We start from the raw sequence: 16,999 nt of genomic DNA on the forward strand, positions 1-16,999 counted from the left end.
ATTATATACCTACATCTTGTAGGTGAAAAAAATTAAAAGATAGAGAGGACTAAGTTTTTGCCAAAAAATCAATAAGCAATAATAAATAGTTGAGGGCGGAAAAAAGCCTCAAAAAAATTTCCACGAAAAATTTTAAGGAAGTATTACAAAGAGGGAGAAATATTAAAGCCATATTAAAATTTAGTAGCAAACCTGAAACATAAAAAAGAAAAATTAACACTAATTTAATACAAAAATAATATAAAAAATCAAAAAAATTAAAAAATTTTAAATTTTAGACAAAAATTCCCAGTAAAAAACTATGAATACCTTGTCAGTGCACTAATGCGAAAATAGCATTAAATAGAGAATCTATAGTTTTTTGTAAATTAAAATTGTATAAATAAAATACAATTTAAATCAATATAAAAATATGAGTATTATAATTTACGAATGTTGAAATATACCGAGTCGCTAATTTTCAATAGTTTCAGCCGGTGAAAATGTATACATTATATAAATTAATATATAATAGAAAAATTTAGGGCAAAAAAATTTTCGAAAAATGACAGCGACAAGCCATTTTTTAAGAAAAATTTACAAAAAAAGTATTGATACTTTATTATTGTTGTATTAAAATAGATATAACAATACTAGAGAATACATAAAATCCTAGTATAGACAAAGACTGATTGAGATAGGAGAGTAATAATGAATAACATTTTGAAAAGAATCATGAGCCTTTTATTGGCTGTATTAATGGTTTTAGAAGTGTTCAGTCCAGTAGCTGTATCAGCAAGGGCACTTCTCGATGAAGAGGAAAACCATACCTCAATAATGAGCGAACCAAGGGTGGACAGTAAATCTATACTAGGCCCAGAAACCAAGCCTAAAAAAGAACCCCTTGATGATGAGTTGTTTTCAGTTCCTGCCAAAAAAGCAGAGCCCAACAAAGAAATAAACAAGATCCAAGAGGCACCGGCAAGGCAAAAAGAGTCATCAATACTAATTGAAACTCCTGCAAAAGAAGAAACCGCACCACAAAAAGAAGTTGACAACACAATAATCGAAGCAGGGCGACAAAGAGAACAAAAAGCAGAAGACAAACTTAACCAAGCAGTAGAAAGGGCAAAGCAAGCAGAGCAAAACGCTAAGGCTAGTGAAAACCTAAACCTAGAAACAAGTGAAATAGAAAAGCCTGGCTACAAAGCTTGGAGAGTAGTAAACAGAATAAAGGCAATCTACAAGGATGGCAAGCTTGACTGCCAAGGACTTCTAATCGAAGTAGAAGACTTTAAAGGCAACAAGAAAACCTTAACTTACGACGATATACTAAAGGACGAAAATATAATCGTAAATAAGGAAATAAAAGAAGGACTCTTTGGATCTAGCGAACTTATAATAACAACGCCAGGCCTTAGAGATATAAAAATCGATGTCAAAGTCGAAAACATAAAAAAAGATAAAAAAGAAAAATCAGATCTTAGTCTAGAAAAGGAAAATTCAAATAAATTAGAAGATAAAGAAAATACAGAAGAAAAAGAAGGCATACTTGATAAAATCAAAAACTTCTTTGCAGATGACGAACAAACAAAGGGACTAGAAGAAGACGCAGCAAGAGAAGACGCAATTTTAGAATTTAATAATCAAGATAGAAAAGGAATTCTAATTCCACAACCATTGACTCCAGAAGAAGAAGCGATAGGACTTCAAACAATTGAAGAGTACCAAGAAGAAGAGAAAGAAGAAAGTCCTAGATTTATGTTCTTTAGAGCTCCAGCCCAAGGCAGCTTAGCGAATAAAAAGTTTACTATAAGGACAAGATACGAAACATCTAATCAAGCTGGACCTATTGCAGTTGGACAATTTTTTGAAATACATCTTGATGACAGACTTACTGTTAACGATCCATTAAGTCTAAAAGCTATACAATATAATGGACAAGAAATTGCAACCCCTTCTTACGACGGAAATACAAAGATAATAAAATATACTGTAACAAAATCTATTGCAGACAATGTAAAGATACCACTAAACATAGATGTGGATTATGATGTGGAAAAAATAATACAGTTAGATGGGGACGCAACTAAACACTCAATCAAAAATTCAATTAGTGGACTTGGAGTAACGCAAGCTATTGTAAAACTTCCAGAAACAGTAGTTGATGACGAAGGAAACATAGTAAATCAAATTGTAGAACCTGGTGGAGAAGATGTTTACGAAATCGTAGAACAAGGCGATGATTATAAGGTTTATATGGATGCCTTTGGTACACCGATAGTTGAAAATGGAAAATTAACAGCTATTGACTGGACAATAACATTTTCTGGTACAAAGGACTTAAAAGAATTAGGACTTATATCAAATGCTACATTAGTAAAAGGATCAGGTTTAAAAGATTTTGAAAGTATTTTATTAAATGGTAACCCTGTCCAATCTGGAGATCTAAGCGATAACCCTATAGAAGGACAACTTGGAATAGTAAAATCTAAAAACCATACGCTTTCTTTTAATACAAAAGAAGTAAAATTCAACTTCAGAACTCCAGTTGAAGATGCTCCTCAATCAAAGTACGTTATAGACCTATCAGTTGTTCTTAAAGCTAAAAACAAATCTGGTGCTGTTAGACTTATTTTTGACAAGGGATATAGCGAAGATGTCGTAAAAGAAGAAACCTCAAAACGTGTTGATATGAACAACAGAACAACAATCCTTGGAGAGTTTTCAAGTGAAAGTTCTGCAACATGGACTGTAACAGACGAGGTTTCTGCTGGAGATGATAACATTAAATTCCCTCTAGCAACAAGAGAACTAACTGGAGAACAAAGTATTAATTCAGCTAAGATGGCAGTTTACGGTTTAGACCAAGACGGTAAAATGGTTGTTAAAGTAAATGAAACAGACCTTAATAATCAAATTCCTGAAAAAGGAACTAATCCTAGTGACGTCCAACTACCAGGTAGAATTGCAGTTTATGAATACAAAACTTCATTGACAGAATCTGAACTAGGCTATTCACTATCTGGTGTAAACATTAATAAGTATCAAGACATAAAAGTAAATCAAAAGTGGAATAAAAGTGCGGATATTCAAGCGACAATTCCAGATCAAAAAATCGAAGTACAAGACCAAAATGGAAATCACTTAAAGACTTATGATATTAAGGGACGAAATGATCAAGTTTTTGAAAGAGACCTAACTTTAGATAATGTCAAATATTTTAATATTAACAGTGATGGTACAGAAGAAAGAATTCACCATAAACTAGTGCAAGAATTGCCAACAGATGGACAGTATTCTTACACTGAAGGATATAATTACCAAAAATCTGATGACAAAATCTACTATATCTTAAACTATATAGGAGAAGATCAAGTAGAAGGTACTGCAACATTAAAAGTAGTAAAAAAGGATTCTAAAGAATTTGATAAAAGACTATCAGGAGCTAAGTTCACTTTATATAACTCAACTTACAAAATTGAACTTGTAACTGACGATAATGGTGAAGCAAGATTCCCTAACTTAGAACCAGGCACATATACTCTTGTAGAAAATAATGCGCCAGCTGGTTATAAAAACAATAATGCCAATACAACGGTTACTGTTAATAATGATGGAACTGTTGAAGTAGATGGAGAAGGCTTGTCTGTCGAAAACGGTACTGCTAAAACTCAATTTGTAGAACACAATCAATATCCAGCCTGGCCAGACTACATGAATGCTATGCACTATGGAAAGGTAGATGATAACGGAAATATAGAAACATATATCTACCTAAAACCAAGATCAAACTACAAAGGTGGTTCTACAAATAGAGATACAAGACTTAACTTATGTATTGATAATGGGGAAATTACAAATGTAGAAGTATTTAATGTATATCCAAATCAAAGAGATTCTATTAAAAATTTAATGGAAGACCAAGATATATCTTATAATACTGTTGGAAATAATCTTGGCTCTAACCAAGTTAATCAAGGCGTTAAGGATGATATTACAGGAAATAAAAATGTACTTGATCCTTTTACAAACAAAACTGGATATCAGCTTAAATTCCCTGTAAATAGATTTAATGAAGACTGGGGATTCTTAGTAAAAGTCACAGCTAATGGATCAACTGCAAGTCAAGTTTCTTATGATTGGTTAACTGATCCAGAAGAAGCTACAAGAGATAATGCTAAAATTCAAAAATCTGTAAGCTTGAGCAAGGCATCACAAAGTCCAGAATCTACAGATACAATTGTAAATGTAAGAAATGAAGCTTTTCCAAAACAACCTGTAAAGATCACAAAGGTAGATGACGATAGGCAAAAGAAAAACCCATTGGCAAATGCAACTTTCATCTTAATGGATAATAATGGGAAAACTTTACAAACAATAATTACAAAAGAAGATGGTGTGGCTGATTTTGGAAATCTATCACCAGGGAATTATGTAATAGAAGAACAAAAAGCACCTCAAAATTATAAAGCTTCAGATGTAGTATTTGATGTTACAGTTGGAGAAGATGGCACTGTCACATATAAGGCTAGATTTAAAAACGGAGGCGCTACTCCAGAAGCAAACGTAGATTACTATATAGAAACAGAAAACATAAGTGAACAAACAGAAAAACCTATAGTCACTAGCGTTGAACAAAACCTAGTAATTTCTGAAGGCGCAGGTTCTGGATCAATAGGAAGTAGACCAGGTATTTGGGAAGCCTATATGTTTGAATCCCTAATATACACAGCTAAAATCCATGCAACAAATGTTGCAAAAGGAAAAACATTAAAGATTCAATTTGACCCTAACCTTAACTTCAAACAATATGTTTATGAAATACCTAGTCCAAAATATGCTACAGCTTATTTCAACTATGATACAAATCTGTTGACATATGTCTTTAATGATAATTTGACAGAAAATGAAGTAGACCTGTCACTTAAGATTAATGGTATTATACCTGACAAGTACTATGCTACCGTTAGTGACAAATATTATTTTGATATAACTGTAGATCCTGATGGATTTAACAAAAAAGACACTTATGAAGTAAATGCTGACTATGCTGGGTATTATGACAATGCTGGCACACCACCATTTTCTAACTATTACACAGATATCTACGAAGAAAATGGTGAAAAATATTTCAATGGTATAATCTATTACAATGCCCTAGCTAAGGGATCTAAAAAGGCTAGGACTCTTAATATTGACTGGATTTCAGCAAAACAAAATGAAAGAGTTGCTGACATGAGTGTATATCCAGCCCAAGGAAAACCAGCTTATACCTTAGATGATATGAAAATATACAAGGTTGAGCCAGAAAGAATTAATGGCAGACTAACTAATGAACGTAACATGCCACTATCCTTTGGTGTTCGTCCAGAACTAAGACCAGATATCTACGAGCTAGTTTACGATAAAAGTAATATAAATCCTGAGGAATATTTCTCAGGAAGACAAGGCGAAATATATGTTACCTATGATCCTTCAAAAATCAAAGAATCTGGAACTATAAATGCAGATGGTCATAAAAATCACCCATTAGAAATAGGTATGCCAGAAATTTCAGCTAAAAAAGAAGGTTATGTAATTGTTCAAAAATTTAAGGTTGAGGACTTTGAAAGATATAAATCTTTATGGAGACTTTACTACTATTCAGATGGAATAAATCAAGCAGCTTCTTATCAAAAAGGAAATTACAACGAAGCAGCAGCTAATCAGTCTGGATCAGAAATTCCAGAATTATATAGTCAAGTTATAAAACTACCAAACTCTCCTTATACACCTGCTAATTTCGCTATAAAGAAATTTGACGAAACGGATAGAACAAAGACTTTAAGAGGAGCAATCTTTACTCTAACTTCTAAAGATGGGAAAGTTATAAACAGATCTACAGATGAAAATGGAGAAATAAACTTTACAGAACTTTCTCCAGGATTATATACACTTGTAGAAAGCAAAGCTCCAAACGGATATGCTGGATCAAGTAGTACTTGGATAGTTGTTGTCTATAAAGATGGCAATGTGAAAATTACCGAAAAAAGTATAACTGAAATTGGCGAGTCCTATTTTGGAAAACAAATACTAATAAAAATTACCAATAGACCAGTAGGAAATGAATTTATAGTTTATAAAAAAGACTCAAATAATAAACCTCTTGCTGGAGCAAAGTTTACTATAACAAAGAAAGGTGAACAAACTCCTTTTGCTACAGGAACATCTGATATTAACGGGGTTGTAAAATTTCCAAAAGTACTAACAGAAGGAACCTATATAATAGAAGAAACTGAGGCGCCAGCTGGTTATAATAAGACAAATAATAAATGGGTACTAGTTGTAGATAATAAGGGTAACAAAGAAGTTTATAAATATTTAAAACCTGGAGATCAAGGCCTAGATCAAAATGATTAACTAATATATGCTGATGGAACAAACTGGGTTGATGTTAAAGGTAGAACTAAAGATGGCTGGGCAAATAATGATAATAGATGGACAGGCTGGGCAGGAAACAGCAAAAATGCTGAGCACTTAGGTACAAGAATTATTGCCATAAATAAAACTGACAAATATGTTATTCAAAGATATGTTATAAATCCAGAAGCGAAAGACATTGATACAGTAACCCAAGCTACAATCCAAAGACAAAAACCAGAATATCCAAATATGGATTGGTACAAGGGCGATGAAGAAATTAAAATATATACCCTAGATGCCAAAGAAGGCGGAAATACTTCCGGTACAGTAAGTGGATTAATTTCAGATTTAAGACTTGCAGATTATAATGTAACTGATATAACAGATAGTGTGAAAAAAACAAAAGATACATCACATTATCAAGAATCAAGATTAAAACTAGAAATACCAGCAACAGATAAACCTATAATAGTAGACGTAAAAGTTCCATACAAGAATGATGACGGCGGAGTAGGTACTGGAATGGACTGGAGAGAAAATGGTGTAACCTACTGGAAGAGTGATTACTACGAAAGAGTATCCGACATCAAAGAAGAAGGACCAACTAAGTCTGAGGCTGGAAGTATTATCGGATCTTATGTAGGCAAAGACTCCTTAGAAGTTACAAACGATGCTAAAACATTCAGCTTTAAAATTAAGAAAGTAAAAGAAGGAAAGCCTGAAGAAACAATTCAAGGGGCAGTCTTTAAGCTAACAGGTCCAGAACCTCTTGCCGATGAAAAAATTAAGACGACTGGCAAAAATGGAGTGCTAACTTTTGATGGATTAAAAGCAGGCACATATAAATTAAAAGAAGATCAACCAGCGCCAGGTTATGAAGGAGCAAATAGGGACTGGACAGTTAGAATAACTACTGAAGGCAAGGTTTATATTAAGGAAAATCCAAAAACACAAAATACAAGTGCAGTAGCTAATGCAAATGCTGAAGCAGAGTCAAATGCTAAGCTCTCTGTAGTAAAGGCATATGCTTTAAGTAATACCAATGCTAATCCAGAACTAGCTATGAAGATGCAAAAAGTTAAACAAGCATCCTATGGCATAGAAGATGAAATAAATAAAAAGTCTGTAGCCTTTATGACTGAAGCAGATAAAAAAGAAGCTTTAGTAAAGGAAAAACTTGACACAGTTTATGGTCCAGATGAAATCACAGACAAGTACACTGATATTGTTTCCATTAAAGAAATGGGCATGGCAGCTTATGCAGCTAAGGAAACTTCAGCAGATGGATTAGAAATTTCTGATGAAACAGCCCCAGAAGCACAAAGAGCTGGGGATGGATGGGAACAAGTTGACAACGCAAGTTCAACTCAACCTACAAAGAGAGAAGATGTTTCCGATTCAGAATTCGGACAGTTAATTGACACAAAGATAATCGAAATTGACAAAGAAAACAATAGATACAAACAAGTATTTATCTACAAAGAAGGTTATGCTAAGAAAAATCGTAACATCAAATTTCACAGAGCTTATGATAACTACAATATAAGTCCAAGTGAAGTTACGACAAGAGTTTTCCAAGTGCCAGCAAATACAAACCTTGCAAACATTAATCAAAGTTCAGATGTAGATGCAATAGCTAATAAGACGGATATATCATCAAATGTTAAGTTTACATCTGTAACTGAAGGTGTAAATAAAATTCAAACTACAAATATTAATACAAAATATCCAGGTACTATCTTAATAGAAGTTGAAACAAATTATAATGAAAACTATCCAATTGGTTTAGGTTCAAATTATAACTTTAATACTGCAGGAACATGGAAAAATAAATGTTGGTTAGAAAAATCCTATGCTAATGAAGCTGGCGTTCCAGTAGTAAAGACAACTGTTAACCACACAATAACATTTGATGGAAATGGCGGTCAATGGCACATGGATCCAGTAACAGTTGAAGAGGGTACAGTATACGAATTACCAGGATCTTCATTTATAGCTCCAGAGGGAAAAGAATTTGATGGATGGCTAGTAAATGGAGAAAAGAAAAATCCTGGAGATAGAATAACTGTAACAAGTGACTTAACTGTAATTGCTCAATGGAGAGATAAAGCACCTGAGCAAGCAACTGTTTCATTTAGCCCTGGAGAAGGTTCTGGCACAATGGCAGATGTAAAAGTAAATGTCGGTTCAAATTATCAATTGCCAGCTAATGGATTTACTGCTCCAGAAGGAAAAGAATTTAAAGCTTGGCAAGTAGATGTAACAGAATATCAACCAGGAACATCAATAATAGTTAATGAAGATACAACAATAACTGCTCTTTGGAAAGAAAAAGCTCCAACAAACTTTAATGTAATAGTTCAAAACCCACAAGGAGGTGGAACAATTACAGCAAGTCCAACTTCTGCAACAGCAGGAACACAAATCAACTTGAATGTTACACCAAATGAAGGTTATGAAATCGAAAGTGTAACAATGAATGGTAAGGCTCTAACAGCTGGTGCAGATGGTAAGTACAGCTTTACAATGCCAGCAGGAGATGCAACTGTTTCTGCTACATTCAAGAAAATTGATGATACTCCAGATCCTACAGAAGGTTGGAAAGAAATTACTGCTGGTAGTGCAGCACAAATCACTAACAGGCAAGTTGGTATCGAGTTTAAAGTTATCAAGCAAGTAACTTATGGAACATATCTTCCAGGAGCAAAGTTTGAATTAACTAAGATGACAAATGATAAATATGATACAGTTGATGAAACTTTTGAAAAAATAGAAGCAGTGTCAGATGAAAATGGTAAAGTAGAATTTTTAAGGGATGGTCAACCTGTTAAGCTAGAAAAAGGTTACTATCAACTAAAAGAAACTGAGGCTCCACTTGGTTACAAAAAAATTCCAGCACCATGGAACTTAGAGGTTACAGAAGAAAATGGTAAGCTTATTGTAAAAGCGAGTGGACCAGAAAAGGTGCCAGCTGACTATATAGCATCAGATTTATCAAAAGCTGGAAATAACCTTGGCTCAACTGACCAAATTAAATATTCATCTAAGATAACAAATATAGATACTACCCTAGGAACTTATGTAGAAAGGATCTATATTGATACTAGAGGGTATACAGGAAATGAGAAAATAAATGTTCAAATTCTTCCTAAGCATAAGAGAGAAGAAAAGGACTTTGTAAATGCAGATCCTCCAGTTACAATAGTAGGCGGTGTAAAGACAGCTTATAGAACAACCTACAAGATTGAAAACCCTGATCCAAACTTAAGTCCAGACGAAGTACTGAAAAAATACAGTTTGTCTAATCCTGGAGTTACTATGGTTAACACAGCAAGGTGGAGACCATTTGACTGGGGATTTGATGAAGATATTTTGAACCTTGACAAAGGTGTTTACTTTATAGACATCGAGGGCTATTTCGATAGAAAGCCTGAAAATAGAGCAGATGCAATAAAGAAACTAGAAAGTATAGACATCAATATTGACTTCTATGAAGGTGCAAGAGAATTCCAAGAAAAGCAAGCTGATGGAACTTGGAAATCCTATGAAGGAGCCGCTTACCAAAAAGGTAATATTAATAATGGAATAACAGATATGACACCTAAAGAAGGTCAAAAATACCCAGATGCTTTAGGTAAAAATAATGGTAGAATCTATCCACCTATTGGAGAAAATGCTACAAAACTTCTAAGTGTAACAACTTCAGCCAATATAAATTCATTATATGAATCAAAAAACATGGATCTTCTTTACGGTGAAACACTAAGAGTAAACAACGAAACTGTCGACTACAACATTACTTTTTCAAAAAATGGTAAAGATAAAGATGATTGGGATATTGGAGGAACCGAAGTAGCTAATAGAAGACTAGCAGGAGCTATCTTTATGCTCCAAGAATACCAAGGTGTATTTGGCTGGCAAGACTTGTCAGAAAAGATTGTATCTTCAGCCTTTAACGGATACTTTGGTTTTAGAGGACTAAAAGAAGGTCGCTACAGACTAATAGAAGTTCAACCACCAAAGGGATATAAACCTATAGAAGGACCTATAGTAGACTTTACTATTAAAACAAGTAAAGAAGACTTGGAAGTAAAGGATCAAACTGGTCATACTGTAAAAATCATACCAGCTGGTAATGGTTATATTGAAATCAATGATAAACAAGGTAGTCTATATAACACAGAAGGTTATACAGGAAACTTAATAGACTATGTAACTGCAGCCACTGCCAAAAACCTCGGTAAGGTAATAAATGAATTGCCAGGAAAAGGTAAAGTTTCACTAACAAAAGTTGACGAAAATGATAAACCACTAGGTAAAATCCATGATATTACAACTGGACTTGAAAAAGGTGCAAAATTCAAACTAACAAGACTTGACAAAAAAGATGAAACAAATCCTGATGGTTCAAGTACTGGTAATGAATTTACTAAGATGGTAGATGAAAATGGTAAGATTGTTTTTGATCAACTAAACATTGGTCACTACAGACTAGAAGAAATTGAGCCACATCCAGGTCATGTAAATAAAGACTATGTTTGGGAATTCACTATAGGTGGTAAAGACCTTGACCCTTATGCTGAAGACAAATCAACTCCAACTAGAAATATTACAGACAAGATTATACTTGATGAATCTACAGTCACAGTCCAAAAGACACTTTCTGATGATAAAACTAATATAGAAAATGCGATTTACCCACACAAGGCGCAAAATCTTAACATTAAAAATGAATTTAAGATTACCAAAGGCACGAATATACAACCAGGAGACTATTTTGAAGTAAAACTTACTGATTCTATAGACCTAGAAGGTATTTACAAAAATAGAACTTTTACAAACCTAGATATATTTGCAGAAGGTGTAGGTACAATAGCTAAGGCATATTATGACAAAGAAAATGGAGTTATAAAATATGTCTTTACGGAATTTGCTAAAGTATTTACTTTAAATGAATTCACAACATCACTTTCAGCTTGGATAAATCTAGACAAGATTACAACATCAAGAGATAGTGAAGCAGTGGGAATTGGTCTTAAAGACCAAGATATGAAGACTAGAAATATTAAAATTGATTACGATATTCCTAGCGAAACTTCTAATCCTAAATACCAAGGTGGAGGATATTATTGGGAATATGACCAATGGGGTCAAGCATATGCTGTTTATTATAAACACAATGTATCTGGAAAGATTTTTGAACTAGATCCTTCAACTGGTGAATTTACACAGTACTATTATATTAATAGATACGATATGAGAGGTTATCCAGATTGGAACTTCCGTTATGACCCATACCGTTGGGATACTACAAACAGCAAGGCTCTTGAATATGCAAAGGTTAAGGTTTGGAGATTAAATGACAAATCTGGCAATAATATAGAAAATAGTATGCCAGAATCCTTTGCCGTAAATGAAAATGATCCGAATTTAACAACTGTATATGATAACTACTTCAACAATCCAAACTATGTAAACATTCACTTCGATGATGGTGGCGAACAAAGTTATATTGTTCAAGTAAAAGGAAGATTGCCTATTGAAGATGTTAAAGAACTAGAAACAGCTGGAGAAATTTGGACAAGTGATACAGGTGTAATTGCAGGAAGATATGACGTAGCAAGATTTAATGAAAATCAAACAGATGCAAGCGCAGAACTTTCATTAACAGCAGTAAACCCTATAAACAAAATATCATTTAAGAAGTTAGACGAAAAAGGCGAAGCACTTCCTGGTGCAACATTTGGTCTATTCAAGAAAGACTTAAATGGTAACTGGCCAACATCAGCAAACCAAACAAGAACTACTAAAGCAGATGGAGCTTTTGACTTTAGCAAACTTGAACCAGGTGACTACAAGGTAGAAGAAATCACTGCACCAAGTGGATATGTCAAGATAGAGGGACCAGTATTAGAATTTACAGTTCAACCATCTGGCAAAATTGTTAAAAAGTATATGGTCGATTGTAAAGAAGTCATTGAAGAAATAAATACAGCAAAAACTATTGACGTTGTCAATAACAAGCCTATTGAGTTTGTCAAAGTCGATGGAGATGACAAAAATAAATTCTTAAAAGATGCGGTCTTTGAAGTATACTACAAAGAAAATGAAGATGGAGAATATGCTCCATATAAGATTACTGAAAATGGTGAAGAAAAAACTATGACAGTAACTTCAGATAATAATGGTAAGTTTAGTCTTAACCTTTCAAAAGATGGTTTTTACGCATTAAAAGAAACTAAAGCACCAGAAGGATATTCAAAATTCCCAGGCTATATTAAAGAATTTAGAATATTAAATGGCAAGGTTCAAACATTAGAAAAATCATCAAAACAAGGGCCAGTGCAAACAGATAATGATATAATCTCAAGTCAAACAATAGAGATAAATGAAAAAGATAAAACTTTCAAACAAAGAATAGTTTTAAATCCAAATCAAAAGGAATGGCATTTTGATGGAGGAGATACTCAGCTTAGATTATATGAAAATCAATGGACTGTAAATACAGAAGGCAAAAAGATTAGATATGCTGTTCTTGATGAAAACAAGTCTATAAGTGACTTAAAAGAAGAAGACTTTAAAGAATTTGAACCAAGAAATAGTACCGCTAACCCACTTATGTATGCAGTTGCAAGAATGTACGGAGAAAATAATTATACAAAACCATCAACAACTAACAGTGAAATCTATACAAAAAAATCTCTAGTTGTAGAAGTCACAGGAAAACTAGGAGAAAGTGCAACAAGTCCTATAAGTATAAAAATGGACGTGAACTCAGACCACTGGAAATACAGTGAATTAACTTATTCACTTGACTATGACAAGATTGGTAAAGAGGATAAGATTTATGTAGATTATCAAAGTACAGTACCAATTCAAGTTGAAAACCGCAAGGGTGAATATCCTTGGACTGGTGGTATGGGTACTTTAATCTTTACTGTAACTGGTTTGATACTAATGAGTGCTGCGGCTTATGTTTACAGCAGAAAGAGGAGGGCTTCTTATGATGATTAGTTATAAGGTCAAAAGTAATCCTCTAATGGCGAGTAGTAACTATGGCAAGATAAGTTCTCATATACTGAGTAGCAACAAGGACAAGGCAAGTTCTCTTATTACCAAAGCTTATAGGGACAAGGTAAATCATCTTATCTTAAATGATTTTAAAATCTATGAGGGCAAGGCTCTTATGATAAATTGCCAAAAGGCAAGTGAGAGAAGGTGTTGCTCTTATGATTAATTCTATTAAAGACAAGAAGAGGCACCCTCCTTAGTTGGAGCAAATAATATTTAATGAAGATGAGAGTGGCGAAGGGGTCAGTCCCCGCCGCCCTCTCGGATTCATATTAATAAGCGGAATAATTCGTGTAAGAAAAGGTAATTCTAATTTATTTTTGATAAAATATTTTAGAAATACTTAGAAAAATTAAAAAGCCATTTATGGCAAGAGTCGAAAGACTAAAGTTCATGGTAATAATTTGCGATAGCAAATAATTATAAAAATTTATAAAAGAAGGAGTTATATTATGAACAAGAAAAAAATTCTATCACTAATCATGGCATTAGTGATGATCGTTGGAGTATTTTCTCCACTAACAGCGTTAGCAGCTGAAGGAGATGCAATAGGTACATTTACTAATGATGATATCTCTAAAACAAAACCTACAAGCACAAAACTTTATGTACACAAATTACAAGCAAGTTCATACAGCGCTGATGTAGGAACAAAAGGAAAAGCACACGACGGTAGTAAACTAAGTGATACACAAATTGGTGAGCTTGGTAAAACACCAAAGCCAATTAATGGAGTTAAATTTAAATACTACAAGATTGATGATGACGCAAAATTTGCTGATATGGTTAAAAAACCTGATAACTACAAAACAGAAGATAAAATGACAGGATATACTGGAACTGAAGCAATAACAGCTACAGTAAATGGTGAAAAAGGTATTCTATCTATAGGCGGAGCAGTTCTTGATCTTCCAGAAGGTAATTACTGGTTTATAGAAACTGGATATGAAAAAGACACAACTGATCCAGAAGCACCAGATAACATTTCATCTTATATTGCAGTACCTTTTGGTATTACATTACCACTAACAAACGTAACTAAAATTACAGTAGATAACGAAACTTATGAACCAGGTACAGTATGGTTAAAGAATGTTCACACATATCCAAAGAACATTACAGGTAATGAACCAGTTCCTGACAAGACAGTTGGAAACCTTGTAAACAAACATGAAACTCACAATGTTGGAGATACAGTAACATGGTATATGAACGCAACAATTCCAACAAATATCAAGGACTACACAAAATTTGAATTCAAAGATACTCTAGAAAACATGCTAGACTATGTTGGAAATATTGAAGTTAAATATGGTAGCGGAGATAAAACTGATTTTGCTGAATTAGAAAATACTTTAACACTTGATACTCATTACACAGTAGTTAATTATGATGAAACTACAAGAACATTTGAAGTAAAATTAACACCAGCTGGTATTGCTGAAGTAGCAAAAAATATTGAAGGAATTACAAATCCAAAAATTTCTGTTAAATTTGATACTACATTAAATAAAGAAGCTAAGGTTGATACAGGCAACCCTAACGAATACACACTTAAATTCAACAATGGTAACACAACTGAAGATAAAGAAAAACCTTCAGATAAGCCAAAAGTATATACAGGAGAAAGAAAATTTGTAAAGACTGATTCTGCTGATAGATCAGTTCTTGCAGATGCAAAATTCGTAGTTAAAAACGCAAAGAGAACAGAAGAAGAAGGACAATACCTAAAGAAAGATGATGCAACAGGTGCAATTTCTTGGGTAAAAACAGAAGCAGAAGCAACTGTATTCACAACAGATGCTAACGGAGAAATTAATGTTGGTAAATTACAATTCACTTATGCAGTTGTAGGTAATCCAACTGATATTGAAAATGTTGAACTTGATAAAGATACCAAATTGAACCAATATCAATTAGTGGAAATTCAAGCTCCAAAGAACTATGCTAAACTTGACCAACCAATTGATTTTGAAATTACACCAGATTCTTATAAATCAGGTGCAGTAAAAATTGAACAAGGAAAAGCTGTTGATGATACAACAAATGGTACACACACTGAAATCAAGAACAAGAAATTAACAATCCCACAAACTGGTGGTATTGGTACTGTTCTATTCACTGTTGTTGGTATTGCTCTAATGGGCGGTGCTGTAATGGCAATGAAGAAAAATAGAGAAGAAGCTTAATTTGTAAATTATTTTAGTTTAATTCTTTGAAAAGACTTTATGATAGAGTCTTGATGAGTGTTGAAAGTTATTTAAGCTTTATAATTATTAAATTGGGAAGGGGATCTTCCCTTTCCCCTACATATTTTGTAAGTGAGGTAGAGATGAAGAAGAGAATATACAGTTTAATAATTTTATTTGCGATGGTAACTACGGTCTTCCTACCTCTTAGTGTTTTGGGAGCATCATCTGTTACCATCGACATAAAGACAAAGGAAAGTTTAAGTAAAAATGATTTAGAGGGCAGGTCTCTTGGTATATGGAAGATAAATGATAAGTTTATCGACACTTCTATGGACAAGACGAGACTTGTTGCCATCCTCGATAGGTTAAGTGAGGCTGACTTAGACAGACAGCTTGAAAATAAGGCTGATAAATGGGTTGTCAGTCCTAAAGAGGCTGATGACTATAAGATTACTCTTAGTCTTGAACCTGGAACTTATTATATAAGGGAGCTTGGGGACAGTAAGGAGAGGTTTATTGAGTCTGCTGTCTTCAGTCCTGGGGAGGCTAATATTATTAAGTTAAAGTGGGGATTAAAGATTACTCCGACACCTCCACCACCACCTCCAGGAGAAACTCCACCACCTCCAGAAACTGTTGTGCTAATCAAAAGTGATGGCGAGGGCAATTATCTTGCTGGTGCCAAGTTTACTCTTCACTATGCCAATGGAGATCCTGTTTTGACAAAGAATGGCGCCTTTGATGATAAGGGTTCTGCTGAAGTTTTTGTCACTGATGAAAATGGCAGGATAACTATTAAGAATGTGAAGGCTGGCATTTATACTTTTAAGGAAGTTGAAGCTCCAGCTGGCTATGAGATAGTGAAAAGTGAAAGTGATTTTGTTATTTTTGAAGGCAAGGGTGCCAATGTAAGTGTCATCAACAAGAAGAAGTTAGGTTCTTATAATTTCTTTAAGACTGATGGGTCTAGGAAGAAGGGCCTTCCTGGTGCAGAGTTTATTATTACTCGTGACAAGGATGGTATGGACGAAAGGGTTAAGCGAAATGGCAAGGACCTTGTTCTAAATTCTGGTAGTGATGGCAAGTTTGCTGTTTACGACCTTCCTTATGGCACTTATTATATTTGGGAGACTAAGGCTCCAGAGGGCTACAGTCTTTTAAATGGCAGTTTGGAATTTGAAATTAATGATAATTCTTTTGAGAAAGTCCTAATTATTGAAAACACTATTGAAAATGGTGACGAGTCACCTCGTCCTCTTCCTAAAACTGGTGACATCACACTCATTGTTTTAGTTGTTGCCGGTGCGGTGATGATTGGATTAGGTAAGTATTTAATCAAGGACAAGAGATAG

Annotated in this window: 5 protein-coding genes; all 5 read left to right on the top strand. The window is 33.9% G+C overall.

The genetic code is table 11. From position 1 onward, the window contains the following. Positions 1-690 precede the first annotated feature (690 nt). The 5 genes from HMPREF2801_RS02275 to HMPREF2801_RS02295 all read left to right on the top strand — a co-directional run bounded on the left by HMPREF2801_RS02275 (position 691) and on the right by HMPREF2801_RS02295 (position 16,999). Positions 691-6,381 carry a SpaA isopeptide-forming pilin-related protein gene (locus tag HMPREF2801_RS02275; RefSeq protein WP_070610381.1) on the top strand — a complete coding sequence of 1,897 codons (5,691 nt, stop codon included), beginning with the start codon at positions 691-693 and terminating at the stop codon, positions 6,379-6,381. Between the two features lie 252 nt (positions 6,382-6,633). Then, entirely contained in the window at positions 6,634-13,398 is a 6,765-nt protein-coding gene (locus HMPREF2801_RS02280) for a SpaA isopeptide-forming pilin-related protein (RefSeq protein ID WP_070610382.1), read from the top strand. Next, the gene (locus HMPREF2801_RS02285; RefSeq protein WP_070610383.1) at positions 13,388-13,621 is read left to right on the top strand and encodes a hypothetical protein; all 234 of its coding nucleotides are present in this window, start codon (positions 13,388-13,390) and stop codon (positions 13,619-13,621) included. The genes HMPREF2801_RS02280 and HMPREF2801_RS02285 overlap by 11 nt, the downstream gene beginning before the upstream one ends. A 286-nt stretch (positions 13,622-13,907) precedes the next feature. After that, complete coding sequence (locus HMPREF2801_RS02290) at positions 13,908-15,644, top strand: SpaH/EbpB family LPXTG-anchored major pilin (protein ID WP_070610384.1); 1,737 nt, start codon at positions 13,908-13,910, stop codon at positions 15,642-15,644. A 143-nt stretch (positions 15,645-15,787) separates the two neighbouring features. Further along, entirely contained in the window at positions 15,788-16,999 is a 1,212-nt protein-coding gene (locus HMPREF2801_RS02295; protein ID WP_070610437.1) for an LPXTG cell wall anchor domain-containing protein, read from the top strand.

It is taken from the genome of Peptoniphilus sp. HMSC062D09 (genome assembly GCF_001811425.1).
Lineage (GTDB): Bacteria > Bacillota > Clostridia > Tissierellales > Peptoniphilaceae > Peptoniphilus_A.

Excerpts from the sequence above, each read along its gene's own strand:
- HMPREF2801_RS02275 (WP_070610381.1), top strand. The coding sequence starts at position 691 with ATGAATAACATTTTGAAAAGAATCATGAGCCTTTTATTGGCTGTATTA.
- HMPREF2801_RS02295 (WP_070610437.1), top strand. The coding sequence starts at position 15,788 with ATGAAGAAGAGAATATACAGTTTAATAATTTTATTTGCGATGGTAACT.
- HMPREF2801_RS02290 (WP_070610384.1), top strand. The coding sequence starts at position 13,908 with ATGAACAAGAAAAAAATTCTATCACTAATCATGGCATTAGTGATGATC.
- HMPREF2801_RS02285 (WP_070610383.1), top strand. The coding sequence starts at position 13,388 with ATGATGATTAGTTATAAGGTCAAAAGTAATCCTCTAATGGCGAGTAGT.
- HMPREF2801_RS02280 (WP_070610382.1), top strand. The coding sequence starts at position 6,634 with ATGGATTGGTACAAGGGCGATGAAGAAATTAAAATATATACCCTAGAT.